This is a genomic window from Paenirhizobium selenitireducens ATCC BAA-1503, assembly GCF_000518785.1.
In the GTDB taxonomy this organism is placed as follows: domain Bacteria; phylum Pseudomonadota; class Alphaproteobacteria; order Rhizobiales; family Rhizobiaceae; genus Allorhizobium; species Allorhizobium selenitireducens.
Genome location: NZ_KI912495.1, coordinates 1 through 26,161, shown reverse-complemented (window position 1 = coordinate 26,161; position 26,161 = coordinate 1). Strand labels below are relative to the sequence as shown.

25 protein-coding genes, 1 tRNA gene and 1 pseudogene are annotated in these 26,161 nt (G+C 63.4%); 8 read left to right on the top strand and 19 right to left on the bottom strand.

Features of this window, described 5'->3' with window-relative positions; all coding sequences use genetic code 11:
- Nucleotides 1-115: 115 nt before the first annotated feature.
- Nucleotides 116-2,926 (top strand): EAL domain-containing protein, encoded by a 2,811-nt coding sequence (locus L867_RS0121060; RefSeq protein WP_028738658.1) that lies wholly within the window; start codon nucleotides 116-118, stop codon nucleotides 2,924-2,926.
- A gap of 66 nt (nucleotides 2,927-2,992) precedes the next feature.
- Here L867_RS0121060 and L867_RS0121055 read toward each other — a convergent pair whose 3' ends face one another.
- The 8 genes from L867_RS0121055 to L867_RS27870 form a co-directional block, all read right to left on the bottom strand.
- A complete protein-coding gene (locus L867_RS0121055; RefSeq protein ID WP_028738657.1) occupies nucleotides 2,993-4,549 on the bottom strand; it encodes a hypothetical protein in 1,557 nt (518 codons plus the stop codon).
- Complete coding sequence (locus L867_RS0121050; RefSeq protein ID WP_028738656.1) at nucleotides 4,546-6,669, bottom strand: SH3 domain-containing protein; 2,124 nt, start codon at nucleotides 6,667-6,669, stop codon at nucleotides 4,546-4,548. The genes L867_RS0121055 and L867_RS0121050 overlap by 4 nt, the downstream gene beginning before the upstream one ends.
- Nucleotides 6,670-6,879: 210 nt before the next feature.
- Nucleotides 6,880-7,905 carry a histone deacetylase family protein gene (locus tag L867_RS0121045; RefSeq protein WP_028738655.1) on the bottom strand — a complete coding sequence of 342 codons (1,026 nt, stop codon included), beginning with the start codon at nucleotides 7,903-7,905 and terminating at the stop codon, nucleotides 6,880-6,882.
- A gap of 124 nt (nucleotides 7,906-8,029) precedes the next feature.
- Entirely contained in the window at nucleotides 8,030-8,395 is a 366-nt protein-coding gene (locus L867_RS0121040) for a hypothetical protein (RefSeq protein WP_104368069.1), read from the bottom strand.
- 136 nt (nucleotides 8,396-8,531) lie between these two features.
- A complete protein-coding gene (locus L867_RS0121035) occupies nucleotides 8,532-9,065 on the bottom strand; it encodes a GNAT family N-acetyltransferase (RefSeq protein ID WP_028738653.1) in 534 nt (177 codons plus the stop codon).
- A 24-nt stretch (nucleotides 9,066-9,089) separates the two neighbouring features.
- Nucleotides 9,090-9,659, bottom strand: coding sequence for a helix-turn-helix domain-containing protein (locus L867_RS0121030; RefSeq protein ID WP_169734109.1), 570 nt, complete (start codon nucleotides 9,657-9,659; stop codon nucleotides 9,090-9,092).
- A gap of 63 nt (nucleotides 9,660-9,722) precedes the next feature.
- Nucleotides 9,723-11,660 (bottom strand): elongation factor G, encoded by a 1,938-nt coding sequence (locus L867_RS0121025; protein ID WP_028738651.1) that lies wholly within the window; start codon nucleotides 11,658-11,660, stop codon nucleotides 9,723-9,725.
- A gap of 432 nt (nucleotides 11,661-12,092) precedes the next feature.
- Nucleotides 12,093-12,305 (bottom strand): hypothetical protein, encoded by a 213-nt coding sequence (locus L867_RS27870; RefSeq protein ID WP_181141534.1) that lies wholly within the window; start codon nucleotides 12,303-12,305, stop codon nucleotides 12,093-12,095.
- Between the two features lie 245 nt (nucleotides 12,306-12,550).
- Between L867_RS27870 and L867_RS0121015 the strand changes: the two genes are divergently transcribed.
- Complete coding sequence (locus tag L867_RS0121015) at nucleotides 12,551-13,813, top strand: MFS transporter (protein ID WP_028738650.1); 1,263 nt, start codon at nucleotides 12,551-12,553, stop codon at nucleotides 13,811-13,813.
- 94 nt (nucleotides 13,814-13,907) lie between these two features.
- A complete protein-coding gene (gene lepA / locus L867_RS0121010; protein WP_028738649.1) occupies nucleotides 13,908-15,731 on the top strand; it encodes a translation elongation factor 4 in 1,824 nt (607 codons plus the stop codon).
- A gap of 84 nt (nucleotides 15,732-15,815) precedes the next feature.
- On the opposite strand, the gene L867_RS0121005 is transcribed toward lepA, so the two are convergent.
- Genes L867_RS0121005 through L867_RS0120995 form a run of 3 tightly spaced genes read right to left on the bottom strand, consistent with a single transcriptional unit; the run spans nucleotide 15,816 to nucleotide 17,173 of the window.
- Complete coding sequence (locus tag L867_RS0121005; protein ID WP_028738648.1) at nucleotides 15,816-16,433, bottom strand: hypothetical protein; 618 nt, start codon at nucleotides 16,431-16,433, stop codon at nucleotides 15,816-15,818.
- The gene (locus L867_RS0121000; RefSeq protein ID WP_028738647.1) at nucleotides 16,433-16,633 is read right to left on the bottom strand and encodes a hypothetical protein; all 201 of its coding nucleotides are present in this window, start codon (nucleotides 16,631-16,633) and stop codon (nucleotides 16,433-16,435) included. Before L867_RS0121000 ends, L867_RS0121005 begins: the two co-directional genes overlap by 1 nt.
- 48 nt (nucleotides 16,634-16,681) lie before the next feature.
- Nucleotides 16,682-17,173, bottom strand: a complete 492-nt coding sequence (locus L867_RS0120995) for an acyl-CoA thioesterase (protein WP_028738646.1) — start codon at nucleotides 17,171-17,173, stop codon at nucleotides 16,682-16,684.
- A gap of 685 nt (nucleotides 17,174-17,858) precedes the next feature.
- On the opposite strand from L867_RS0120995, the gene L867_RS0120990 reads away from it, so the two are divergent.
- Nucleotides 17,859-18,320, top strand: a complete 462-nt coding sequence (locus L867_RS0120990) for a hypothetical protein (RefSeq protein WP_146086618.1) — start codon at nucleotides 17,859-17,861, stop codon at nucleotides 18,318-18,320.
- Here the strand turns inward: L867_RS0120990 and L867_RS26075 are convergent.
- Together L867_RS26075 and L867_RS28240 are read right to left on the bottom strand one after the other, a co-directional pair.
- Complete coding sequence (locus L867_RS26075) at nucleotides 18,317-19,072, bottom strand: IS1595 family transposase (RefSeq protein WP_156951583.1); 756 nt, start codon at nucleotides 19,070-19,072, stop codon at nucleotides 18,317-18,319. The two genes, L867_RS0120990 and L867_RS26075, sit on opposite strands and share 4 nt — an antisense overlap.
- A 123-nt stretch (nucleotides 19,073-19,195) precedes the next feature.
- A pseudogene (locus L867_RS28240) lies at nucleotides 19,196-19,327 on the bottom strand (transposase); the annotation flags it as partial.
- Nucleotides 19,328-19,703: 376 nt separating this feature from the next.
- Here L867_RS28240 and L867_RS27590 point away from each other — a divergent pair.
- A complete protein-coding gene (locus L867_RS27590) occupies nucleotides 19,704-20,228 on the top strand; it encodes a hypothetical protein (protein WP_146086619.1) in 525 nt (174 codons plus the stop codon).
- Nucleotides 20,229-20,930: 702 nt separating this feature from the next.
- On the opposite strand, the gene L867_RS0120970 is transcribed toward L867_RS27590, so the two are convergent.
- The 4 genes from L867_RS0120970 to L867_RS0120955 all read right to left on the bottom strand — a co-directional run bounded on the left by L867_RS0120970 (nucleotide 20,931) and on the right by L867_RS0120955 (nucleotide 23,464).
- On the bottom strand, nucleotides 20,931-21,506 hold the full coding sequence (locus L867_RS0120970; protein WP_028738644.1) for a LysE family translocator: 576 nt from the start codon (nucleotides 21,504-21,506) through the stop codon (nucleotides 20,931-20,933).
- Between the two features lie 88 nt (nucleotides 21,507-21,594).
- On the bottom strand, nucleotides 21,595-22,152 hold the full coding sequence (locus tag L867_RS0120965) for a sugar O-acetyltransferase (protein ID WP_028738643.1): 558 nt from the start codon (nucleotides 22,150-22,152) through the stop codon (nucleotides 21,595-21,597).
- Between the two features lie 54 nt (nucleotides 22,153-22,206).
- A complete protein-coding gene (locus tag L867_RS0120960) occupies nucleotides 22,207-22,908 on the bottom strand; it encodes a type 1 glutamine amidotransferase (protein ID WP_028738642.1) in 702 nt (233 codons plus the stop codon).
- Between the two features lie 109 nt (nucleotides 22,909-23,017).
- Nucleotides 23,018-23,464 (bottom strand): DoxX family protein, encoded by a 447-nt coding sequence (locus L867_RS0120955; RefSeq protein ID WP_028738641.1) that lies wholly within the window; start codon nucleotides 23,462-23,464, stop codon nucleotides 23,018-23,020.
- 126 nt (nucleotides 23,465-23,590) lie between these two features.
- Here L867_RS0120955 and L867_RS0120950 point away from each other — a divergent pair, with 126 nt between their 5' ends.
- Nucleotides 23,591-23,896, top strand: coding sequence for a SelT/SelW/SelH family protein (locus L867_RS0120950; RefSeq protein WP_028738640.1), 306 nt, complete (start codon nucleotides 23,591-23,593; stop codon nucleotides 23,894-23,896).
- A 51-nt stretch (nucleotides 23,897-23,947) separates the two neighbouring features.
- Here L867_RS0120950 and L867_RS0120945 read toward each other — a convergent pair whose 3' ends face one another.
- Entirely contained in the window at nucleotides 23,948-24,436 is a 489-nt protein-coding gene (locus L867_RS0120945) for a BA14K family protein (RefSeq protein ID WP_028738639.1), read from the bottom strand.
- A 330-nt stretch (nucleotides 24,437-24,766) separates the two neighbouring features.
- On the opposite strand from L867_RS0120945, the gene L867_RS0120940 reads away from it, so the two are divergent.
- Nucleotides 24,767-24,853: transfer RNA gene (locus L867_RS0120940), tRNA-Leu, on the top strand.
- 175 nt (nucleotides 24,854-25,028) lie between these two features.
- Nucleotides 25,029-25,499, top strand: a complete 471-nt coding sequence (locus L867_RS28235; protein ID WP_084638682.1) for an integrase arm-type DNA-binding domain-containing protein — start codon at nucleotides 25,029-25,031, stop codon at nucleotides 25,497-25,499.
- Between the two features lie 175 nt (nucleotides 25,500-25,674).
- Here L867_RS28235 and L867_RS26065 read toward each other — a convergent pair.
- The coding region (locus L867_RS26065; protein WP_028738552.1) for a M10 family metallopeptidase C-terminal domain-containing protein at nucleotides 25,675-26,161 on the bottom strand (487 nt) is incomplete at its 5' end.

The following is a 26,161-nucleotide window of genomic DNA, read 5'->3' as shown; positions in this document are numbered from 1 at the left end:
AACGGGAACGGGAACGGGAACGGGAACGGGAACGGGAACGATGATGACGGCGACGATTGATCAAAGTCCTTTTTTTCAGCCGTCGTGATTTTTGATTGCCGGCAGAAAGTACAGCATGGTGAAAGCTGCAATCCCGATCCGTAGGCTGCTTGTGCTCGCCGCCTTGCTGTGCGTGGTCGGCAGCCTGGCGGGTTTCGGCGCCTTCACGCGTTTCGACGCCGGGCTAACGGCGCGGCGCATGGCCTGGGCACCGCGTGTTGCCACCGGCGACGTGGTCTTCGTCACCATCGACAAGTACAGCCTGGATGAAATCGGGGTCTGGCCCTGGGACAGGACCGTCTATGGCCGCCTGATCGACACGCTGGCCGGCGCGCAGGCGCGCGACATCCTGCTCGACATCGATTTCAGCTCTCGTTCGTCGCCGAGCAGCGACGCAGCGTTTGCGCAAGCGCTCGAGGCGGCCGGCGGCGGGGTGCTGCTGCCGTCCTTCACCCAGTACAACTCCACCAACGGCAGTTCCGACGCCACCGGCGTCACCTCGCCGAACGAGATCTTCGCCGACCACGCGTGGACCGCCAGCGTCAGCGTGCGGGCCGACAGCGACGGCATCATCCGGAAATTCCCCTATGGCGAGATGCAGGGGAGCGAATTCGTCATGTCGGCGCCAGCGACGCTCGCCGGGGTTGCCGATACGCGCTCGGCGCCGTTCGTCATCGACTTTTCCATCGATCCCGCGACCGTTCCCCGCTTCTCCGTGATCGACGTCGTCTCGGGGCGTATCGATCCCTCCGCCTTCGCCGACAAGATCGTCGTGGTCGGCGCAACCGCGATCGAGCTCAAGGACAGCTTCTTCGTGCCCGTTCACGGGCTGGAGTCGGGTCCGATGGTCCAGATCATCGCCACGGAAACCCTGCTGCAAAACCGCAGCCTGACGCCGCTCAACGTCGTTCCGCTTCTGCTCGCGGTCGGTTTTGTCGGGTTCGCCGCGTTGTCGCCGCGACGCAGCCTGCGCCTTCAATCGCTGCTGATCGGCACGACCCTGATCGGCCTGGAAGGTGCCGCCTTCTGGCTCCAGTCCACCCGGGGCCTGCTGCTGCCGACCGTGTCGGCCCATGTGCTGCTCGGCCTGGTCGTCACGGTGCGCGTGCTGGAGGAACTCGACCTGAGGACATGGCTGCTGCGCCTCGCTTCGGTCGAGGCCGACAACAGCCGCAACCTGCTCGGCCAGGTGATCAGCGACAGTGCCGATGCCATTCTCGTCGTCGACGAGGACGGCCTGCTCGTCGAACACAGCGCACGGCTCGCCGACATGCTTCCCGACATTGCCGCGGCGCAAGACGGTCAAAGCGTCCAGTCCCTGCTGCCAGAACAATGGCGCGCGGACATCGCCCGCTCGATTGAGGATCTGCGCAACGACCGCGGCCGGCCGGCCGCACTGAACGAGCTGGAGCTGCACGACGGCGGCGACCGGCGCCGGATCATCGAATATACGATCACCACCTCGCGGCTGGCGCTCGCGGCGGGAAAAAGCCGTCAGGGCGAAGACCATATCTTCGTCGCTTGCATCACCGCCCGCGACATCACCGAACGCCGACGGCAGGAAGAACGGATCGGCTTCCTGTCCCGCCACGACGTGCTGACCGGCGCATTGCGCAGCTCGGCTTTCGTTACGGAAATCGACGACAGGATGACGGTCACGCCGCCGCCCGGGACCGGCCATGCGGTCTATGCCGTAAACCTGCACCGCTTCAAGACGATCAACGCCACGCTCGGCCGCGAGAAGGGCGACGCGCTGCTCAAGGCCGTCGTGCGGCGGCTGGTGCGGCTCGACGGTCGGCTCTCGGCCATCGGCCGACTCGGCGGCGACACCTTCGCGGCCTTCACCACCATTCCCGTCAGCGAAGCCGAAGCCCGCTCGATCGCCGAGGCGATCGTCAGCACGGTGTCGGCGCCCTTCGACGTGACCGACGCCAAGGCCCAGCTCGGCGTGCATATCGGTATGGTCTTCCGCACCGAGACAGCCGACGGACAGGGCGCGGCACTGGTCGCCGAGGCCGAACTGGCGCTTGACGAGGCCCGGCAGACGAACGGCAGCGGGCTCGTTCAGTTCGATCCGGAGAGCGGCGCGCGCCACGCGGCGGCGCGGCTCATCGAATCTGAACTCTGGCATGCGCTGGACAGAAGAGAAATGCGCGTGCTCTACCAGCCGCAGGTTCTCCTCAGGGACCGACGGCTGGTCGGCGCCGAGGCCTTGTTGCGCTGGCAGCATCCGGAACTGGGTTTCATCTCACCGCAGGTCTTCATCGAAATCGCCGAGGCCAACGGCTTCATCGAGCAGCTGGGCCGCTGGGCGCTGGAGCAGGCCTGCCGCGACGCGCTGACCTGGCGCGAGGACCTGACCGTCGCGGTCAACGTCTCGCCGTTGCAGTTCCAGCGCGGCGATATCATCGGCGCGGTCAGGGACGTGCTGGACCTCACCGGCCTGCCGCCGAAACGGCTGCACATCGAAATCACCGAATCGACCTTCCTCAACCCGTCGCCGGAACTGTTCGACAGGCTGTCGGCGCTCAAGGCGCTCGGGGTCTCGGTCGCGCTCGACGATTTCGGCACCGGCTATTCGTCCTTCGGCTATCTCGCCCGCTTCCCGCTCGACAAGATCAAGGTCGACCAGATGTTCGTGCGAACCCTGATCGAGAACACGGCCAGCCAGGCGATCGTCAATTCGGTGCGGGCGCTGTGCCAGGGTCTCGGTATCGCCATGATCTGCGAGGGCGTCGAGACCGAGGAGGAGCTCAAGTTCCTCCGCCTGATCGGCTGCGAGCAGGGCCAGGGCTATCTCTTCGGCAAGCCGCAGACCACGGCCGATCTGATCCGGATGGCCGAGCGCGAAGACGGTACGATGGGCGCCGAAGCCGCACGCGCCTGAGCCGGCGGCGCGCGCTGCGTCCGAGCTCCTTGGCTGTCTGCCCGCGTCGGGTCGGCGCGTCTTTGTCTATTTCGATGCCTGCCAGCTGCCGCTGCCGCCGCCCCATTGGTTCTTGCCCGACCATTGACCCGAGCCCGACTGCCCGTCGATGCGGCCGCTGACCGTGCCGTTGAACGGATAGGGCTTGACCTCGTCGAACAGCTTGCCCTGCAGCACGCCCGCGGTCGGCGCGCTGAACGAACCGTCCGCGGCGAGCGCGCCGGAGAACCGTGCGGTAAAACCATCGCCCTCGAACGTGCCCGATATGGAGCCGGTGATCGAGGTTCCCTGCACCACCAGGGTCAGGGAACCCGACGCCTGGCCGGAGATCCGTCCCTTGTACTGACCGGAGAGATCGCCCGCCGGCTGCTGCGGCTCGACCGTCAGGCCGCTGTTCTTGGCGACCATGGTCCGATATTCCCCGAACTTGGCCAGTTGGTCCTGATAGGCCTTCGAATTCGTCCCGTGCACCAGCCCGGTCGACAGCAGGTTGGCCATGGCCTTGATGTGGATCGCATTGTGCGGATCGAGAACGCCATCCTTCTTCAGCTTGTCGCGGATCATCTGGGTGAAGCGTTCGAGATTATAGGGGTGCTTGGCGTACCAGTCCCGGCCGTATTTGCCGTAGGCCGCCGTGTCGAGCGCCTCCATCATCAGGCCGGCTTCGGCCTGCGCATCGGAACGGGCCTTCTCCACCGCCGCTGCCGACTGTTCCTGCTTGGTGCGCGCGGCAAAGGTCTGGAAGATGTCGTCGATCACTTCCTCGTCGCTGGCGGAGGTCAGGCGCTCGCGGATCGCGTCGCTCGGTTCCGCCGTGGCCTGAGAAATGTCGTCGGCGCGCTGGTCGGCGAGTTCGATCTTGCGGTCGCGGATAACGGATGAATAGAGCGGCAGGGTTTCAAGTCGCTCGCGGATCGCTTCGCGCGTCTGCGCGTCGCCCTTGGCATATTCCTGGTAAAGCTCCTCGATCGTGCCGTCGACGAACTTGCCCTTGGTGTAGGACACCACGCCCGCCGCCGTCTCGACCGCGGTAAAGGCGGCAGCCGCCGGGGTTGCGGCGATGAAGGCGCGGCCGAGATATTCATAAGCCGCCTGCGGATCGCCGCCCGCCGCCTTGCCCAGCACGTCGGCGGCCTCGTTGACCTTGTCGATGTTTCCGAGCACGCCGGCCATCTGTTTGCGCAAGGCCGGGTCCTTGATGCCGTTCGCCAGCGTCTTGCCGAGCGCGACGGCGACGTCCTCGCTTGCGGCCTTGGCCTTTGCCGGATCGCCGCTGGTCATCGCATCCGCGGCGTTCTCGGCGAATTTGTTGATCTCGTTGGCCGACAGCGCGACGGTGCCGAGCTGGCGCACCAGCGTCTTGTTCGCCCCGGACTTGTAGAGCTTCTGGTAAAGCGCGGTGATCGCCGCCTGCGACTGCGACTTGATCACCTCCTTGGCCTTTTCGTCGGCGTAGCCGATCGCAGCCTTCTTGGCATCCTCCTGCCAGGTGGCCGGCGCCTGGGCGAAAGCCGCGGGAGCCGAAAGCGCAAGCGTGCCGGCGAGAACAACGGCCAGCAGATCGAAGGGTCTCAACGGGCTCATCTCGGGTCCACCTCCAGGTCGCTCAGGTCGATATCGGCAAAGGGATCGGTACCGCTCGCCGGCTCGGCAGCCGGAACCTCGGTGCCCTCCGGCGGAGCAAGTGTCTCGTCGAGGCTGCCCAGCACCATTTCGAACAGCGGCAGGCCGTCGGCCAGGTCCTCGCCGAAGGCGCGGTAGGCGAGCGTCAGCCGCGCGCCGTCACCGCGCGGTTCGTCGAAGAAGACCTGCCGGCCACGCATGGTCCCTTCGCTCAGTTCCAGGACCGTCGCCGGCCGCCCCAGCAGGACGGTGAAGTCCTGCGAGGCGACTTCGCCGCTCGGCATCGGCCTGTCCTTCGGCCAGAAGGAAAGGGCAATCTGCGCGCCTTCGTCCGGCCGGGCCATGACGATCCCGCCGGCGATGTCTTCATCCGGCTTGACCTGCCAGCCGGTCGGCACCGCGACCGAGGCCCGGCCGACCCAGGCGCGGCGATCCTCGTCGTCCGCCACGTCCTCGTCCATATCGCCATCGGTCGCCGCGGCTTTCGGCGGCGTGACATCAGGCAACGCCGCCGGGCTCACCTGCACCGGAACCGCCGACGGCACTTCGCCATCGCCTGCCTCGGCCTTTGTCTTCGCGCCACCGATCGTCACGCTCTCGAGGATGCGATCGAAATCACCGTCACCGCCGCCAAGGCGGATGCCGCCGGTCGCCTCGAAGAGGAAATGCAGGCGCTTCTTGTCGGCCCTGCCCTCGTCGAGCGTCACGCTCAGCGTTTCGACGTCGCCCGTCTTCGAGTGGATCCACAGGGCCGGTTCGCCGGCCACCCTGATCTTGCGGTTGGAGACGATGTCGGAATAGCCGAGCAGCGGCTCGTCGGGAAACCACCACCAGACCATCAGGCTGCGCTGGCCATCGGGGGCTTTCAGCGTCAGCGTGTCTCCGTCGATCGCGGCGGTCCAGTCCGTCGGCGCACGCAGGACAAAGCCCTCGAAGGCATGTGCTGTCCAGCCGTCGACGTCCGTGCCCGAAGGCTCGGCTGCATCGACGTCCTGCCCCGCTTCGGCGCTTGCGCCATCGCCATCGGCGCCGTCAGACGCCATGGTGCCCGGCTGATCCGCATCGGTCTTCGTGGCCTGACCCGGGCTCTTCGCCGCCTCGTCCGCGGTCCGCAGCGACTGCGCCATGCGGGCGGCCATCGGATCGAGCTTCGCCTTCAGGCTCTTGGCATAGCTGATCTCGAAGGTGTGGATCACCCCGCCGTCATCGCTCAGCAGCACCTTGCGCAGAAAGAAGTCGCCACCACGGAAGCCGGAATGCAGATACCAGTTCTCGCCCCGGCGCTTCTGGGTGATCTTCTCGCCTTCGCCAAGGCTCGCCAGGTTCTCCTCGATCAGTTCGTCGAGCGTGCTGTCAAACACATTGTACGCGGCAAAGACCATGAAGCGGGCCGAGCCGTCCCGTGCCTCGAACGTCCGTCCGTCATCATTGTCCGGCGGCGGCAACATACGGAACATCGGCGCCGAATAGTCGATCCGCGTGCCGAAGCGATCGTTGCGGTAGGTGATCCAGTTGCTCGCCATGGGATCGGCCGGGACATCGGCAGTGTCCGCCGCGCCCTCGTCCGTTTCGCCGACGTCTGCCGCGCCGGCATCGGACGGCGGTACCGCGTCCGCAGGTTCGTCCCGCGGCGGGTCGCCCCCCATGTCGGAAGGCGGCGTATCGTCGCCAAGGTCGAGCGGCGGAGGCTGGCTGCCCGGATCGATGGGTTCGATGCCCGGAGGCGGGCCGAGATCGGGCGGCGCGAGGTCAGGAGGCGGAATTTCGGAAGGATCGAGCTGCGGCGGCGCATCAAACCCGCCGGGTGCCCCGCCTCCAAAGATGTAGGAGCCGTAGGCCCAGCCGCGCGTGCCGTCCTCCAGTTCGACAAACAGCCATTTGCCGTTGCGCCGCAGGATTGTGACGAAGGTTCCCGGCCCCATGGGCAGGATCATCGGATAGCCGGAGCCGGGGCCGGTTCGAAGCGCCAGAAAATTGTCGCCGGCGGGATTGAGCCCGCCGACATAGTCCGCCCTTGCCGGCAGGACCGCCAGCGACAGGAGGAGCACAGTTCCAAACCAGAGCTTCCGATGACGATCCACGCGATACCTCCTCCACCAGCAGGGGCAGCAGCGACGTCAAACAACGCCAAACCGCCAAGCCACTCCGCTCAAGATCCCAGATCTCCGCTCGGAACTATGCGCTTCTGCGGTCAAAGCATATTGACGCAAGTCAACTGGCTGCCCGGCGAGACGATCCCGGCGAAAGATATCGCCGGGATCGTGGTTGGATGCGGATCGTACGGGTGCGTCTCAGGCTTCGAGGCCCTTGAGCACGTTGGCGACGTTGAGGCCGATTTCCGGCACGCCGTAGCCGCCCTCCATGACGGTGAGGATCGGCAGGCCGGTCGCGGCGATGATCTCGCCCATGCGGATATAGTCGGGGCTCTTCAGCTTGAAGAAGCTGATCGGGTCCTGCTCGAAGGTGTCGACACCGAGCGACACGACGATCGCCTCTGCGCCATAAGCCTGGATACGCTTCAGGGCATCGGCGAGCGCCGCCGACCAGACCTCCCAGGGGGTGCCTGCCGGCATCGGATAGTTGGCGTTCAGCCCCTCGCCTTCGCCCGCGCCGGTTTCATCGGCATAGCCGAGGAAGTAGGGAAAGGCGTCGACCGGATCGCCGTGCAGCGAAGCGAAGAAGATGTCGCCGCGATTGTAGGTGATGTCCTGCGTGCCGTTGCCATGGTGGAAGTCGACGTCGAGGATCGCGACCTTCTTCGCACCGTGATCAAGCAGGCGCTGGGCGGCGACGGCAGCATTGTTGATGAAGCAGTAACCGCCGAACAGGTCGATGCCGGCGTGATGGCCCGGCGGGCGGCAAAGCGAGAAGGCGAAGCGGTTGCCGGCATTGAGCCAGTCCGCGCCGGCGATCGCCACGTCCATCGAGGCGATCGCCGCCTCGTAGGTGCCCTTGGAAATCGCCGTCTCGACCGAATTGGCATAATAGCCGACGGCGCCGTCGATGTTGTTGGGCACGCGATCGCGGCTGCGGCGATAGGCAAAGGCGGTCGGGATGGCTTCGCCGGGAAAGCCCTGGGCGCTCCAGCGGTCCCAGCAGGTGCGCAGGAATTCGAGATAGTCGGCGCCGTGAACCTTGAGCGCGGTCTCGAGCCCGTGTTCCTCGGGCGCGACGACGTCGGAGAAGCCCGCTTCCTTGACCGCCGCCAGGATCCACTCGGCGCGGAACGGGCCCTCGAACGGCTTGACCAGGATGCCGCCGTGCAGCTCGGTCTTGGCGTCCCTGAGCTTGTGCTTTTCGGAATAGATAACGCGCATGATCGTCTATGTTCCCCGTGGTGCTTCTGGCGGGGAACGTAGCGTCAACCCCGCGGCCTCGGCAAGACGGGCGGAGGAGAATTTCCGGTCGGATGACCAATTTTCATCCGACCGGGGGATGTTCTTACTGGACGAGGTTGATTTCCTCGGTCTCGCCGCCGGTGCAGGTGTAGCAGCAGTCCTCGCAGGTTTCGCCATTGTCCGGGCCGGTGCCCCAATAGGTGCCCTTGTCGCCGGAGACCCAGGCGCCGTAGCAGATCTGCTCGCCCTCATTGCAGGACAGCGGGATCTGCTTCGTCTCGCCGTCGTCGAGATAGAAGACCTTGTTGTCGCCCGGCCAGATATGATTGCGGTCCTGGCTGTAGAGCTCAACCTCGACGGCGTTCGGATGCTCGTTGCGCATCACGAAGGTCACGTCGGCGGCGGCAGCCGGCAGGACGGATCCGGCAAGAGTGCCGGCGAGGAAGAAAAGGGCTGCGGCGCGGCGCATCCCGGTAGCAAGCGATGACATGGAATACCCCCAGTTCTTGGAGGCCCGGAACGCCGGACCTCGCCATTGCTAGCACGGCGGGCGGGGATCGCGGGAGGGGGGCAGCCCTGGCGGCGCGGACGTTTTTTGGGCGCACTCACCCTGCCGTCCGGCCGATCTGCTTGTAGAAGATCGTCGTGTCGCAATAGCGACCGTCGGGAAAGAGCGCGTAATTGGGGATCACGCCCGTGCGGCTCCAGCCGAACCGCTCGTAGATCTTCTCGGCCGGCTCGCCGGTCGCCGTGTCGAGCACCAGCAGCGTCCGGCCGGCTTTAGCCGCCGCCTCTTCCGCCGCCTCCATCAGAAGCCGCGACAGGCCGAGCCCGCGCGCCCAGCGATGGACGAGCAGCTTCATCAGGTCGCCGCGATGCGGCTGGTTGGGCTTCGTCGCGAGACCGACCTGCACCGTGCCGAGCACCCGGCCCTCCTCGTCCTCCGCCACCACCAGCAGAACCTCTCCCCGCCCAACCGCGGCGGCTACACCCTGCCAGAAGGGAACGGCATCGTCCGGCCGGTAGGGCGACATGAAGCCGAGCGAGGCGCCGCCCTCGACGCAATCGGCAAGCACCTCCGAGAGGTCGGGCAAGGCCGCGAGGGTCTGTTGTTCGTTCAGCAGGCGGATGGCGGTCATCGATGGGCTCCAGGGGCAGGCGGTTCAGCGGTGGCCGAGATCGATGATCACGGCATAGCGGGCGGGCTTGTCCGTCGGGTTCCTGAACCCGTGGACATCGCCGACATTCATGAAGAGGCAGTCGCCGGGAAAAAGGCGATGCACGGTTTCGCCGACGGTCAGCTCCATCTCGCCCTCGAACAGCCAGACATGCTGCGACTGGCTGCGGCTCGCCTGCTGGCCGGGAAAGCGCACCTCGGCGCCGGCGGGAAACTCGACCTCGACGACATCGACCCGCGCACCCAATCCGCCCGGCGAAACGACACGCCGCAGATAGCCGCTTTCCGGATCGCGCCAGACCGGCTGGTCGGTTCGCCGGGCGAGCGGCGAACCGTCTGCCCCATCGGTCGCGAAGAACACCGAGAGCGACACGCCGAGCGCCGAGCAGAGCCGCGCCAGCAGCGCTGCCGTCGGGCTCGCCTCACCGCGCTCGACCCGCGAGATCATCGCTCGGCTGACGCCGGACAGCTCGGCCAGTCGGTCGAGCGTCAGGCCGCGCTCGCCGCGCAGGGTCTTCAGGCGTACCGCGACCGTCTTTTCGAATTGTTCGTCCATCAATTCCATTATAAGAGAATGGCGGCATCTTATGATGGAGTCAAGGACTCCTACTTTCCCGTTTCATCGAATCCTCTGCAAATAGTCGGCGCGATCAAATGGATTGGCAGCGGATCGCGGGCGTGAAGGCTGTGAGCCGGATATAGAGGCATAGTGATCGAACGAATTTTCCAGCAGGCCCGTTCCGCTTGACAATCCAGGCAGCTGTCGCTGAACGCTCTGGATCATGGAAGATGCTATTGTTCCCTCCAGCCGAGCGATGCCGCAGTCGATCGACGCTTCCTTCGTTGATGAACCACATTTTGCAAGCAAAGTCAGAATGGAGGTCAAAGCGGCTGACGGGGCTTCGAGACGGAAATGATCAATCGGTTCGCAGACTACGGTCTGCGCTGACGATAGCGCGGTGGCAAGGACCAGCGGGGTCAGCCTTCGAAAATCGGCGGCGGTGCTGGATGGCGAACTATGCCGCGCGGCATTCATAGCGACGTGGCAGTCTATGACCTGCCAACCAAAGACACCCGACTTGAGCGTTTCGAAAACGGTCTCCTCGACCGCCCGGTAGAAGCTTACAGGCATCTGCCCGACCTCCACCTCCAAGGCAAAGCTGTTGCCGGTACCTTCCTGCTTCGGTTCGACGCGCAACCCAATTGTCGCAAGGAACGGGTTAGGCTCTTTGAAGATCACCTCAAGCCCGCTCCCGGTACCAAGCAGCCTTTCGGCACATATCGTTGTGCTTTCCTCGAAGACAATGTCCAAGCCGAAATCGCTCAGCAATCTGGCCTGAATGACCTCCTTTTGCACCTCGCCATAGAGCGACATGAACATCTCGCTGGCATCGGCGTTGGTGCGTAGATTGATCAGCGGGTCTTGCTCGGACAGTTGCTGCATGGCCAACCAAAGCGCTGCGCGGTCTGACGGTCGGCGCGGAAGGATTCTGGTCTCCAGCGTAGGAGGAGCGAAATGAAAGCCGCTGGAAAGGCGGCGGTCGCTTCCTACTTCGTCGCCGATACGGGCATTGGCGAGCCCGCCGATCTTGGCGATCCGGCCAGCGTCAACTTTGGATGCCTTCTCCAATCGCCCTTCATTGAAGACCTGAATGCTGGTTACCTTCGCAAAACCACTTGGCAAATCAAGGTGATCACGCACCATGACGCTGCCGGAAGTCAGATTAAGATAAGCGAGCTTTTCCCCGCCCCATCCGCGTTCGATTTTGAAAATTTTTCCCTTGATCGGGCCGGTGGGATCTGGAATTCGACTGGGAAAAAGGGTCTCGACGGCAGCGATCAGGGCAGGAACGCCAAGGCCGTTCATGGCGATTCCGCATAAGGCCGGATGTAACAGACCCTTAGCGACTTGGTCGGCAAATGCTGTTTTGAGCCGCACGGTACTCAGACGGTCGGAAGCCAATACATAGTCATTGAGCAAGGTTTCGTCATTGACGGCAAGAGCTTCGCAGAGCTTCGAGAAGCAAGGTTCTTGCCCCATATCGATGGCCTCAACCTTGGCAAGTCGACTGCCCGCGTCGGCAACGACCGACATCGCAAACGGTCTGACCGGCAATTGGCTGGCGATCTCGTCGAGAACTGCAGAATAACGCGCGCCGAGACGGTCGATCTTATTGATGAAAAATATGAAGGGAATGCCGAGACGTTGCAAGGCTCGAACCAGAACACGGGTTTGAGCCTGTACGCCTTCAACCGCTGACACAACGACCACAGCAGCATCAAGAAGTTGGAGCACGCGCTCCACCTCAGCAATGAAATCCGGATGTCCCGGAGTATCTATGAGGTTTACAGTCAGGTCGTTGATAGCGAAGGAGACGACGGCCGCCGCGATGGTGATGCCACGTTGCCGCTCGAGTTCAAGACTATCCGTATGAGTATTGCCGCTATCGACGCTTCCGAGCTTATCGATTACGCCGGCATCAAAAAGGATTCGTTCAGTAAGGCTAGTCTTGCCTGCATCCACATGGGCCAGGATGCCCAGATTCAAGGTGCGCATGTACCATCAGCTTCTCAAAGTTTCGGGAGAGAGTTTTTTGAGAAGTGACTCGGCGCATTGGGACCTCCACATGAGAGTTCTATCGGGTGCCGCAAACCTCTGCTCAGAGGAAGGCTCGGAAATTCTAGGTAAGTTTAGTGGGGGCCGTCAAGCGCCCCTATGGCTTCTGGACGCACCTGCGATATTCCGGGCAATCACAGCTGTCGGCGCCGTGCCCCCGTGACCCGCGATCGATCCCCTCCGCCAGCTTCGCCCGCAGCCTCGCCAGTTCACTGCTCTCCGCCTCATCAAGCCCCGTCAGTACCGCCGCCTCCACCGCTATGTCCTCTCGCGAAAGGCGGCTTCCGCCGTCTCCCGTCCCAGCGCCGTCAGTTGCACCGACAGACTGCGGCCATCGCCCTCGCTCGCGGGGCGCTCGACCAGGCCGGCCCGCTACAGCCGCATCAGGCGGTTGGTGAGCCCCCCGGACGAGATCATCAGCTGGGTAAAAAGTTCCGTCGGCCGCAGGCGATAAGGCGGGCCGAAGCGCAGCAGCGTCGAGAGTACGTCGAATTCGCCGGTGTCGAGATCGCGCCGGGCAAACACCGCCTCGACCGCCGACCGGACCTTGAGCGTGATCCAGCGGGCACGGCCGAGGGTCGCCATTCTCCTCGTGTCCACGTCGGGACGCTCGGCCCGCCGTCCGGGCCGTCCGGCCGTTTCTGCGGTAACGATCAGGACGCGGCTCCCCTCTCGCCACGCGCGAGAAACCTCCCCCGACGTCGCGCAGACGCTATCGCCGCGATTCCCATTCGGCTAGAAACGCAGGGACGGTCGCCTTCCGGCGGCCGTTTCCGCGTTCCACCCCCTGCCGGGCACCAACCCGACGCCGCCGTTCTCCAGGAATTCCGATGACCACCCACAAAGCCCGGACGAATTCGCCGCTCTCCGTCGCCAGCATCGTCGTCTCGATGACGGCCGTCGCGCTCGGCAACGGGGTGATGTCGGCCTATGTGCCCTTCGTGCTCTCCCGTTCGGGAAGCCCCTCCTGGGCGGCCGGCGGTGCGGTGACCGCGGTCGCCTTCGGCGGGCTGCTCGGCTGTGTCGTCGCCGGCCCGCTCATCCGCCGGGTCGGCCATGCGCGGCTCTTTGCCGCCTCCATGGCGCTCGTCATCCTCGGCGCGCTGCTGATCGCGCTTGGCGTCAACCCGATCCTGTGGATCATCGGTCGCCTGCTCTACGGTGCGGCCGGTAATACCAATTTCATCATCGCCCAGAGCTGGCTCAACCATGCCGCCTCGAACGAATGGCGCGGCAGGGCCATGTCCTTCTTCTACATGGCCTATGTCATCGGGCTGGGGACCGGCGCCTGGGCCTTCGGCCAGATGCCGGCGGAGGGAAACCTCGCCCCTCTCGTCACCATCTTCTTCACCGCGCTCGCCATCCTGCCGATCAGCCTCACGCGCCTGCCGAACCCGCCGGCCCCGGCCAATGTCAGCGTCGACATCAGGATGGCCTGGCGCAACTCGCCGGTCGGCTTCATCGGCGTGCTCGCCTCGGGCGGTCTGTCGATGATGGTGCAGGGGTTCACGCCGATCTACGCCGCCGGCAACCAGGTGTCGCAGAGCGACATCGCACTTTTGATGTTCGTCATGCAGCTCGGCATGCTGTTCATCCAGTATCCGCTCGGCGCGCTCTCCGACCGCATGGACCGCCGCCTGGTTCTGGTCTTCACCTGCGGCCTGATCGCCGTCATGGCCGTGGTCGCGCTGTTTGCCTCGTTTACCCATCTGCTGCTGCTGATGATCGTCTTCGCCATCTGGGCGGGTGCGGTGGAAACCGTCTATTCGATCGCCAATGCCCATGCCAACGACCGCACCAACCCGGCCGATTTCGTGCCGCTCGCCTCGACCATGCTGGTCGCCTGGTCGGCCTCGGCAACACTCGTGCCGCTGTTCGTCACGCTGGTGACGCCGGCGCTCGGTCCGAAGACCTTCATCTATGCCGCCATGGCGGTCGCCGTCGCCTATGGTGCCTTCGTCATCGTCCGCCTGGTCGGCCGCAAGCCGGTGGCGGGCGGCCGGCGCGACGGCTTCGAAATGCTGAGCGCCCAGGTGCCGAACGCCACCGTCATCACCGAGCCGGACGACCGACGCCCCGACAGACCCCACTGACGGGGCGTCTAGCGGACAAAAGGCGCCGTCAGGGTGAACAAAACCCTGCTTTTCCGCTTTGCTGGCACAAGCGCCGCTGCTATATGCGCAAGCCATGAGCACAGAAACCCGCACGCCCCTCGACCATATCCGCAACTTCTCGATCGTGGCCCATATCGACCACGGCAAGTCGACGCTGGCCGACCGTCTGATCCAGACGACCGGCGGCCTTGCCGAGCGCGATATGTCCGAGCAGGTGCTGGACTCGATGGATATCGAGCGCGAGCGCGGCATCACCATCAAGGCCCAGACGGTGCGCCTGCACTACAAGGCCAATAATGGCGAGACCTATATCCTCAACCTGATCGACACGCCCGGCCATGTCGACTTCGCCTATGAAGTGTCGCGCTCGCTTAGCGCCTGCGAAGGCTCGCTGCTGGTGGTCGACGCCTCCCAGGGGGTCGAGGCTCAGACGCTCGCCAACGTCTATCAGGCGATCGACAACAATCACGAGATCGTCACCGTTCTCAACAAGATCGACCTGCCGGCGGCCGAGCCGGACCGCATCAAGGAGCAGATCGAGGAAGTGATCGGCATCGACGCCTCGGAAGCCGTGCTGATTTCCGCCAAGACGGGCCTCGGCATTCCCGACGTGCTGGAAGCCATCGTCCACAAGCTCCCAGCCCCGAAGAGCGAACTCGGTGAAAAAGGCCCGCTGAAGGCGCTGCTGGTCGACAGCTGGTATGACACCTATCTCGGCGTCATGGTTCTGGTGCGCATTCTCGACGGCGTGCTGACCAAGGGCCAGACCATCCGCATGATGGGCACCGACGCCAAGTACCAGGTCGAGCGCGTCGGCGTGCTGACCCCGAAGATGCTGGCCGTCGACAGCCTCGGCCCCGGCGAGATCGGTTTCTTCACCGGTTCGATCAAGGAAGTGGCCGATACCCGCGTCGGCGATACGATTACCGAAGACAAGAAGCCGACGGCAAAGGCGCTGCCGGGCTTCAAGCCGGCCCAGCCCGTCGTGTTCTGCGGCCTCTTCCCGGTCGATGCCGCCGATTTCGAGGACCTGCGGGCCGCCATGGGCAAGCTTCGCCTCAACGACGCCTCCTTCTCGTTCGAAATGGAATCGTCCGCAGCCCTCGGCTTCGGTTTCCGCTGCGGCTTCCTCGGCCTGTTGCACCTCGAGATCATCCAGGAGCGCCTCGAGCGCGAGTTCGATCTCGACCTGATCGCGACTGCCCCCTCGGTGGTCTACAAGCTGACGATGACCGACGGCACGGAGCGCGAGCTGCACAATCCGGCCGACATGCCCGATGTGGTGAAGATCTCCGAAATCCACGAACCGTGGATCAAGGCGACGATCCTCACGCCCGACGACTATCTCGGCGGCATCTTGAAGCTCTGCCAGGACCGTCGCGGCATCCAGACGGAACTCACCTATGTCGGCAAGCGCGCCATGCTGACCTATGAACTGCCGCTCAACGAAGTGGTCTTCGACTTCTACGACCGCCTGAAGTCGATCTCCAAGGGCTATGCCTCGTTCGACTATCATCTCGACGGCTATCGCGAAGGCAACCTCGTCAAGATGTCGATCATGGTCAACGGCGAGCCGGTCGATGCGCTCTCCATGCTGGTCCACCGCTCGGCGGCGGAAAAGCGCGGCCGCGACATGTGCGAGAAGCTCAAGGACCTGATCCCGCGCCACATGTTCAAGATCCCGATCCAGGCGGCGATCGGCGGCAACGTCATTGCCCGCGAGACGATCTCCGCCATGCGCAAGGACGTCACCGCCAAGTGCTACGGCGGCGACGCCAGCCGCAAGCGCAAGCTCCTCGACAAGCAGAAGGCCGGCAAGAAGCGCATGCGCCAGTTCGGCAAGGTCGACATCCCCCAGGAAGCCTTCATCGCCGCGCTGAAGATGAGCGACGAGTGATCCTCCCCTTCTCCCCCCGGGGAGAAGGTGGCCCGAAGGGCCGGATGAGGGAGCCGTTCCACCCGCCCATCGGAAACACTGCGCCTAGAGCTTGCCATCCTTTGAAACATAGTCTGCCGCGATCCATGCGAAATCGCGATAGTCGAGACTACCTGCGTCGATGCGCAGGCGGCTGCATATCTCCGGCAGAACCTCGTTGAAGCGCTGGTAGTCGTCTCGAATCGCAGCACCTGACAGGAGAGGCCGACTGCGCACCGCGCTGTTGAGGAACGAACGGACCTTGTCGATGAGTATCTCGACCTTGCCTTCGTGAGAATCGACATCCTGACCGGCAATGTCGGAAATGAATTTCTGGTAGCGATAGCGCTCGCAATCGAGAACAAGGCATTTCTTGCGTTTCTGTACAGTGTCGCCGTAGCGCTTCGCACCGAGAAACAGGCCTAGCTCCAGCGGCATGTTGAACCGGGGAAGCTTGTTTACGCCGTCCAGTTCCGTGCGGGAGATGTCATGAATGCCAAGCGGACATTCCTCGATCAGCGTCTCGATCTTGGCAATCCGGGTTCCGCCGCCGTCGATCACCTCAAGAGCACAACGTGGCGTGAAACCACATCGATAGACGGCAAATACGATCGCGTGAAAGAATGGGAGATAGGCGCCGTCGAACGGGCAATTGATGAAGACCGGCGTCTTGCCGCGAGCCACTAACCGGCTCGCTTCATCGCTTCTTCGCGGTGAATCTCGCGAATGACCTGATTGAGTTCCCGCACGGTGAAGCTCTTGGGCTTGAACGGAGGCTTCATGATGGGCGTTCCGTCAGATGCGTAGCCGATCACACCGCGAGCCTCAGACGCCTCGCGTTTCACTTGCTGAATTTTGGAACCGGCCTTGCTCATGCCATGCATATTGGCGCAAATCCTGACTTTTGCAAGTGACACAACACCGGCAGGGCCTCACTCCGCCCCGGCCTTGGCCTTCTCGAAGCGCGCCTCGAATTCGCGCCTGAGCGCCCGTCGTTCTTCCGCCGCGCGCTTGCGCCTTGCCTTCATTTCCGTGTCGATGACGAGTTCCGGCACGGTGGTCGGCTTGCCGGCCTCGTCGACGGCGACCATGGTGAAGTAGCAGGAATTGGTATGGCGGCGCTCGCCGCTGCGGATGTCCTCGGCCTCGACGCGGATGCCGATTTCCATCGAGCTGCGGCCGGCATAGTTGACCGAAGCGAGGAATGTGACGAGTTCGCCGACATGGATAGGCTGGCGGAACACCACCTGATCGACCGACAGCGTCACCGCATATTGCTGGGAAAAGCGCGAGGCGCAGGAATAGGCGACCCGGTCGAGCAGGTTCAACAGCGCGCCGCCATGCACCTTGCCGGAAAAATTCGCCATGTCCGGCGTCATCAGCACGACCATGTCGAGCTGGCTTGGATCGTGGGCGCGGTTCATGCGGTGTCCTTTCGGCGGCGGGTCTATGGCCAGTCTAGGGGTCGGGCGCTGTGGTGAAAAGGGGCTAGGCGCCTCCCGGGTGCCGCCGTGGCTGGGGCTGGGGCTGGGGCTGGGGCTGGGGCTGGGGCTGGGGCTGGGGCTGGGGCTGAACGTCACCTGTCTTGTGATCCTCGGGTCAAGCCCGAGGATCACAAGACAGGTGGGGAAAACACGGCGCCCCGATCTCCCCTCATGCTGAGGTGCTTGGCCGACAGGCCAAGCCTCGAAGCATCCAGCCCCACGGGTGCGCGCGCCAACCGCACGCCCTCGCCCTTCGAGGGTCGCTGGCGCTCCCACCTCAGGGTGAGGGCTCACGTTGTGCATCCAGCGTGAAGACGGCCGTTGTACTTGTCGATGTGGTGTTCTCCGTCAGCCTTTACGGCGGGTCTGGCGTTCGCGCACACCTTCAAGCGTGTGACAGTAAGGCTGCGTCGCGATCTCTCCCGGCAAGCCAGAATAGCCGAGCAAGGCGGGACCTCGAAGCATCCGGCCGTGCACGCCCGTCGAAAACGGGGACGCTGCGAGCCGATTGCGCAGAAGAATCAATGCTGGCACTCGGAAGATTTCCCGGCATTATGGAGCAAGTGCCACAAGATTCAGATGAAGGCTGATGCTATCTCCTGAGGGTGCCTTGGGAGTGTTGCGTATGGTGGAAATCGTTGACGGATTGAAAGCGAAGCTGGTCGAAATCGACACCCAGATTGAGCTGCTGCGTCGGCAGATCGGCGATCTCGATGATCAGAGGGCCGCCTTCGTGAAAGTCATCAGGGTCTACGAGCCAGAGTTTACCTCGGGAAACGCCGCGCCACGTAGGCCTCGTTCAGCGCCACGGCGAACAGCGAGCAGCCGTGTCACCGAACTTCTAAAAGGCAAGAACAACCGTCACGTCGTTCTCGACATTCTGAGGCGCTCGGACAGGCCGACATCCAGCGCCGAAATCGCGAGGCAGTTTGCGACTGACATCGAGCTAGGCGAGGAAGCTGAACGCCTGGAGACGGCGTTGGCGAGCAGGTTCTCAGCGACGCTCGATGGATTGCAGAAGCAGGGCCTTGTCAAACATGCTGGAACCGTCGATGGCCGTCGCCATCTCTGGGAGATCAGCCGCTAGTCTGGAGGCTCACCCTGGAGCCAGACTTGGTCGGCGATGTTCTGGGCAGCACATTGCCAATACCCGCAGAGGTTCCGCGACGTCGGCCTGGAGGTGATCGTTCGCATGAGATCGGCGAATTGCCACCGCAGCCCCATGTAGCGCGTGTCCTCCTTCCACGACAGCATCGCCATGTACCAGTCGAGATACTTCGTCGAGAAGCGGTGGTTGACGCCTTGATAGGCCTTCTCGACGCGGCTGAAGAAGCTTTCGATGACGTTTGAGTTCGTGCCGTCATCCTCCTGGTACTGAAGGCTGTGGTTCACGCGGTGCATGGAGACAAGGCCGATAAGATCGTCGTAGGCCTTGTGCTCGTCGGCGATCAGAAGCGCTTTCGGATCGACATGCTTAGCAACGGCTGCCCAGGCATCCTTGCCGTTCTCGTCCATGATCACCCGCGTCAGCGTGCGGTTCGGGGCGTGCTTGTTAGCCTCCCTAAGTGCCAGGACGCACATGCGCTTGCCGTTCTGGTTTTCCTTCTTGCGGCCGTCCTTGCGCTCCTCCTTCTTGTTCGCCTTCCGGAGAACTCCGCCGACATACTTGCCGTCAATTTGGACCAGCCCGTGAAGTGTGATGGTGCTGCGGCGCAGGCCAACGGCCTCGCGAAGCTTCTGCAGAAGGACGTAGGCGGTCTTGTACTGGACGTTGAGCTTTCGGCTGAGATGGAGCGCCGCCATGCCCTTGGCGGCCGTGATCTCCTCCCAGATCGCCATGATGATCTTCTTGAACGACAGCTTCCTGTTGGCAAACACCGTCCCAGAGGTCACCGAGAACTCAGCGCGGCATTCAGGCTCGGAACATCGGAAGCGCCGACGACGGACGCTATACGGCTCCAGGCAACCGCATCGAGGGCAATAGGGCTTGCCGCCATTGTCGGCCCAGCGGAAATCGACGAAGAGACCGTAGGCGTCGTCCTCGGAGAGCGACCAGACTTTCTCGGGATCAAGATCGCGACCGTCTGGACGCAACAGCGGATGCTGTCCAAAGCCATCTTTCGGATCGGGCCAGGCGCAACGGTCGTATTTCGAACCTCCGGTCTCCTGCGGAGAAGGGGTCGTAGGAATTCGGCCTCAAGATGGGAATTCGCTTCTGGAGCATGTTCAGATTTCCGGTCGATACGCAGGACATAGGCGGACAGTTCCGTCGCAAGGGACGGAAGCAGAAGGTCAGCGCTCTATTCGTATCGATCTGAACATGAGGGTCCTTTATCAATGGCTCGGACGAGAGTCGAGTCCGCTCGTCGGACTTCCCGCTGAACGCGAATTGACGTATCTTTAAATTTGAAGTCGTAACAACTACTTACTCTCATATATTGGGCGACATGTTAATCCTGGGGACCACCTTTTGAAGATTAAGCATTGCAACGTTGAATATGACATCTCGCATATGAATGGGCGGGTGCTCCAGATGGGAGCATGGGTGGGAGAGCGAAAGCAACTGGTTCAAGCGGAGATCGAAATAAAGTACGCCTGCCATTGCTACACGGAGTCGTCGCCGACCGAACCGCCGCCTGAAATGTGGAGTGTTCGAGAAAGAACCGAATGGCGCGTGTTCGATCTGCCGCGTCACTCGTTGTCTGTGCACGTCCCAAATATTGTCGAAACACTTGTTCAACGCCCGAGCAAGCAGATACAGAAAGTCTCTGGCAGGCATAATTTTAAGGTATTCCAGCTTGGCCTGAAAGGTGTGAAGCCAGGTGAAAAATACTATGTGTTTCTGAAGCTTGAAAAGACTTTGAGAGTCGGGACGCCAGGGTTCCATCAAGTGAGGCTGAGCGTTGAAAGCGCTTATCCGAAAGACAATATCGTTGCTGGAAATTGGCGTCCGCCGTTTGGAACTGCTATCGAGGAGATTCTTGGCCTCAGATAAAACAAAAGCTGGAGTAGCTAAGCCACTCCAGCTTTGATAAAACCCGGCGCAACCAAGGCGTATAGCCCCACAGCCCTAAGCAAGTGCTTGGTCATTAAACCAAGGGTATCGTTACCATTTCTGAGCAAAACTCAGCGAAGCCGATCTGCAACGACAACCCGAATATGGACATGGCGATATCAAATGTCAATGCCTTGCCGCCACTAATTGGGAGTCTGAACAGCGCCAAAACTTTGTGGCACTTGCTCCATAATGCCGAGATTTCCCCGTCCGCGCAGGCCGAACCTACAATGCCCCCGTTCCGCCATCGGATGCATCGGGTCATGCGAACCCGGCGAGGCGGGGCCGGTGCCGGGGATGGGAGCGATCGCAGGCTTTCATTTCCGGGGCGAGATCAGGGGCTTCCCTCGCTGAACAAGCGACGTGCCTGTGCGGCACCCAAGCGGACTCCAACGCCATCCGAAAGGGTGGAGGTCCGTGTAGAGAGGCCGAATTTCAGAGCCGAAAAACACCGAACGGGGCGCCGCAGGGTGCCATATATTTTCTAACTTACGAGGCAGCTTGCTGCGCCCCGTCCGAACCCTTGCGGCCAATGGCCCAAGGGAAACCGAAACCGATCAAGACCACGGGGCGGAACCGCCGGCGTGGAGGCGAAGCCGTGTCCGGACACGGGTCGGAAGGCGAGCAGAGCTCCGCGCCGCGTCAGACCCAGCCGACGGCCCGGCCGGCGAGGCTAGCAGCGAAGAACAGCAGGAAGCCGGCGGCGACGCGACCGACAAGGGCTGGATGGCGCCGGCTGACCGAGCGGATCACGGCGGCGCCGAGCGCCAGCCAGAGGCTTGCGACGACGACGACCGTTATGCAGAGCACGGCGAGATAGGGCATGGTCGCGGCCATGCCGCCCGCGGGAATCAGTGCCAGCCCGATGATCAGCGCCTTCGGGTTCATCACCGTCGTCCAGTAGACGCAACGGCCCTTGACGCAGGTGTCCGCCGCGCTCGGCGCCGGCGCGGTCCACAGCTTGATCGCCAGCGACAGCACCCAGGCGGCGGAGCACAGCTTGACCGCATTGGCGATGGCCGGCTGCCCCTCGAGAAAGGGTCCGGCAAAGGTCACGAGCGGCAGGATGGTGGTGAGATAGCCGGCGAGTTCGGCGCCCATCAGCGGCCAGGATCGGCGAAAGCCCTGGGACGCGCCGGCGACGGCGAGCAGCGTGTTGGTCGGCCCGGGCGTCAGCAGCAGGAGCGCAAGCGCAAGGGTGAAGGCGGCAAGGGTCAAGGCATATCTCCGGCGGTCTGTTTGTGCGGACCATACAGGATGCGGGCGACGGCGAATTGACCCCGGTCAAGTCGCGGCATGGGACGGCTCATTTCGGCGGCAGCGGTCGAGCCGGATTGCCGACCACGGTCGCGCCGGCCGGCACGTCGCGCGTCACCACGGCGCCCGCCCCGACGATCGCCCCGTCGCCGATCGTCACGCCGGCGAGGATCACCGCCGCGCCGCCGATCCAGACATCCGCGCCGATCAGGACCGGGCGGGCGATCTCGATCCCCTCGGAGCGCAGGCGCCGGTCCTTGTGATGTTCGGCGCAGTAGATCTGCACCGCGGGGCCGAGCATGGAGCGATCGCCGATGGTCACCGCCGCGCTGTCGAGGATCACGCAGCCGGCATTGAGATAGACTTGATCGCCCAGAGTCAGGTTGAAGCCGTAGGCGCAGTGGAACGGCGCCTCGATGAAGGCGCCGTCGCCAAAGCCGGAAAACAGCCGGATCAGTTCGGGCGCTGCCGCGCCGCGGTCCGACGGCGGAAGCGAGTTGTGGCGATGCACCGCCTCGCGGGCGGCGATCCGCAGCCGGTCGAGTTCCGGATCGATGCAGCTGTACCACTGCCCGGCCGCCATCTTCTCCCGCTCGCTCGCACCCATCACAGCTCCCATCCCTTGCTTGGCCGGCTTGTCGCGGCCCTCCGCCCCAAAGCCTCAGATCAGCGCCACCCAGGCCCGGGCGATCGCCAGGCCTGCAGCCTCGGCCTCCACCCCTTGCGTCGCGGCATAGTCCGGATGGCGCTCAAGCCAGCCGGGATGCTTCTTCTCGACCAGTTCGGGGAACATACGGTTCCACTGTTCGACCACACCGCGGTTCGCCTCGAAATGGAACTGCATGCCATAGGCCGCACGCCCCACCCGGAAGGCCTGATGATGGGCCGCGTCGTTGCGGGCGAGATGGATGGCGTCCGGCGGCAGGGTGAAGGTGTCGTCATGCCACTGGAAGGAGAGAAACCGGCTTTCGTTGACCGCCGACAGAACCGGATCGGCAAGGCCGGCCTCGGTCGGTTCGATCGCCTGCCAGCCGAATTCGGGCGCGGCCCCGATCAGGTTCTCTCCGCCGAAGGCGCGGGCCAGGAGCTGGCTGCCGAGGCAGATGCCGAGCACCGCCCTGCCCGCCTCGCCATAGCCGCGCATCACCTCGGCCAGCGCCGGCAGATAGGGATGCTTCGCGTCGTCGCGGGCGTTCTGCTCGCCGCCGAAGACAACCAGCGCATCGTGGTCGTCGATCGAGCCCGGCAGCGGCTCGCCGGCATAGGCCCTGATCACAGCGACGGTCGCACCGGCCTCGGCGAGCGCGACGCCCACCTGTCCCGGATCCGAATAGCGGGTGTTCTCGATGATTGCGACGCGCATTGCCTGTCCCTTGCCGACTCGTTCGACTTCGGAGATGACCATGGGCGGCCTTCGTCTTCAAGAGGCGGCGGCGCAGCAAAGCGCCGCCGCTCGGTCGGTCAGACGCGGCTCAGAAGGTCTTCCTCAGGCGCGCATCGAGGGAATGGCGGTTGCCGCCGCGGACCGCGAAGAACAGGAAGATGGCGGCCCAGAGGATGGATTTCTCGGCGCCGGCAAGGCCCTGCGCCTGCACCACCCCATGGAAATAGACGGTGACCAGCAGAACGATCATGGCGGCGAAGGCGGCCGGGCGGGTGAACAGGCCGATCGCCACCAGAATGCCGCCGAAGAATTCGGTAGCCGCCAGCAGCGGCGACCAGAAGACGCCGGGATAGAAGCCGAGGCTCTCGACCATGCCCACCGCGCCGAACGGGTTGATGATCTTGCCATAGCCGTGGGTGACCAGCAGGACGCCGGCCACGAGCCTCAGAACCGTCTCCACGGCCTCGAAACTTGCGCCATAGAGCGGGGCGACCTGCGGTACGATCAGGCGGTTGCGGTCGATGGGGTGGGACATGCTATTGCTCCTTGCTGCATTTTGCGCAGTCATGGCGGCAACGGCGAGCCGGCTCAAGGGCGCCACCATAAAAACATGATAACTTTGGTTGACTTAATCGTGAAGACGAACGGACGGGAAAGAGGCATGAACGAGAAACCACGAATCACCATTCTCTACTGCACCCAGTGCAACTGGCTGCTGCGTGCCGGCTGGATGGCGCAGGAACTGCTGCAGACCTTCGGCGACGCACTCGGCGAGGTGGCGCTTATTCCCGGCACCGGCGGCAATTTCGAGATCCGCGTCGATGGGAACCTGATCTGGGAGCGCAAGCGCGACGGCGGCTTTCCCGGCCCGAAGGAGCTGAAGCAGAAGGTGCGCGACGTGATCGAGCCGGAGCGCGACCTCGGCCATGTCGACCGTGAGAAGAACGCCGGGGACGGCGAGGCCTGAAACGAAGAAGGGCGGGGATCGCTCCCCGCCCGCATGGCTTGTCAGTGCCGCTCAGTAATAGGGCGAGCGGCAAACCTTGAAATAGCCGCTCGACGACAGGAAGCGGTTGGTCTGCGGATTGTACGAACGGTAGCGATTGAAGCACCATTCGACATGCCGGCTCCAGTTGCGGCCACCATAGACCGGCGGCGGAGGCGGCGGTGGCCGGCGATAGATCGGCGGCGGTGGCGGTGGCGGACGATGGTAACCGTCATCCCACCACGGTGGCGGGGGCGGCGGCGGCCGGCGATAGATCGGCGGTGGCGGCGGTGGCGGACGACGATAGCCGTCATCCCAACCCGGTGGTGGCGGCGGTGGACGGCGGCGATGGGTATCGTAACAGCCGTAGCGGTCGCAGACGACCTCGACCTTCACCACATCCGACGTGCCGGCGGCCGGCCGCATGGTCGGGGTCAGACCGGACGCCGCCTGGGCCGGACCGGCAAGCAAGCCGGCAAGGCCGATCATCGAGCCGAGCAGCATATGGGCCAGTTTGTTCATGGCGCTCCTCCAGAGAACGGAGCATCCGGCCTTGGCGGAGGACCATCCTCCGTTCCTGCCGCATGTCCGGCGACATCACCCTTCCTGGAGCCAGCGGGCGCCAGCCTTGTCCGGAAAGGCGAAACATCCAAGATGTTCAGAGCGATGATGGCTTTTCCAAGACGCGGCGTAAAGCGCCTGTCTGTGCACATTCCGTCGCAGGCCGGATAAAATCTTTCACGCCGAAAAGGACGATAGCCCGGCTTTCCGGGGGGTCTCCGGTTCTCCGACATGAAAACTTCAAAAAGCCAGTTGACAGCCGGAGTCGCTGCCTTTACACGGCTCCTCGTCGCCCAGATGGCGGAATTGGTAGACGCGCCAGCTTCAGGTGCTGGTACTCGAAAGGGTGTGGAGGTTCGAGTCCTCTTCTGGGCACCAAATTCCCGTTCCGGATAGTCCCGGAACATTCAAGAACCCCGCGCAAGCGGGGTTTTTTGTTGCCTTTTTCAATGTTTCCATTCGGGAGCGTCCATGGTCGGCCACGGGCATCCAAAGAATTTGATAGCATTATTGATGGCATTTTGCAGGCTGCCATCAGCTAACAGACCGGTCACTGCCCAGTGCCCTTGAACGACGCACGCATTCGAGCCCTGAAGCCATCTGCAAAGCCGACCAAACATGGCGATGCGGCGGCCTCCTGTTGGTCGTGACCCCCACCGGCAGCAAGCTGTGGCGCGTAGTTTATCGATTCGGGGGAAAGCAGATGCAGCTTTCGCGAGGAGCGTGGCCAGAGGTCTCTCTTGCCCAAGCCCGCTCAAGCCGCGACGCGGCGCGAAAACTTCTCGCATCCGGCATGGACCCTTCCGCCAGAAAGAAGGAAGAAGAGGTCGCTCGCGGACGAGCCGTGACGGACAGCTTCGCGGCTCTCGCCGAGGAACTGTTGGCAAAGAATGAACGGGAAGGAAAATCCGAGGCCACTCTTGGAAAGAAGCGTTGGCTGATAAGCCTTGCGATGGCCGATCTTGGGAGCCGATCAATAACTCAAATTTCGGCACCGGATGTCCTGGTCCCCTCCGCCGGGTAGAAGCTCAGGGCAATTACGAGACAGCGAGACGGCTTCGCGCCGTCATTAGAGCTGGCTCGGGAAATCTGCACGCGCGAAACTGTTCAGACAAACCGAGCCGGCAGAACCCCTATCTCGCCGACCGGCGGACGGAGCTCTATCGGCTGGGATAGGATCGGCGCATCCGCCGCCGACCTCAGATCACCGTGAAGTCGAGATTGGTCATCAGCAGTCCCGGATCGAGCACTGCGATCAGCACGCTGCCGCCGGCAGCATTGCCGTTGCTGTCATAGAAGAGATTGCCGGTGTCGCTCTCGTAGATGATGCGGTCGCTTGCATCCTGGGCGAGGCCGGTGGTGTTGCGCACGAAGGCCGCGGCCGCGAGCACGCCGACCGCGCCGATCGTGGTGAAAACGCTGTTTTCCAGCGAAATCGTGTCGTCAGCCACCGAAAAGTCGGTGATCGTATCGACATTGGTTGCGGCATTCGGGGTTGATTGGAAGACGAAGGTGTCTGCGCCGGTCCCGCCGGTCAGCGTGTCATTGCCGACATTGCCGAAGAGCCTGTCGACCCCCGCGCCGCCGTTGATGGTGTCGTTGCCGCCTGCGCCATTGAGAATGTTGTTGCCGCTATTGCCGGTCAGCAGGTTGTTGAGCGCATTGCCGACGCCATTGATGTTGCCG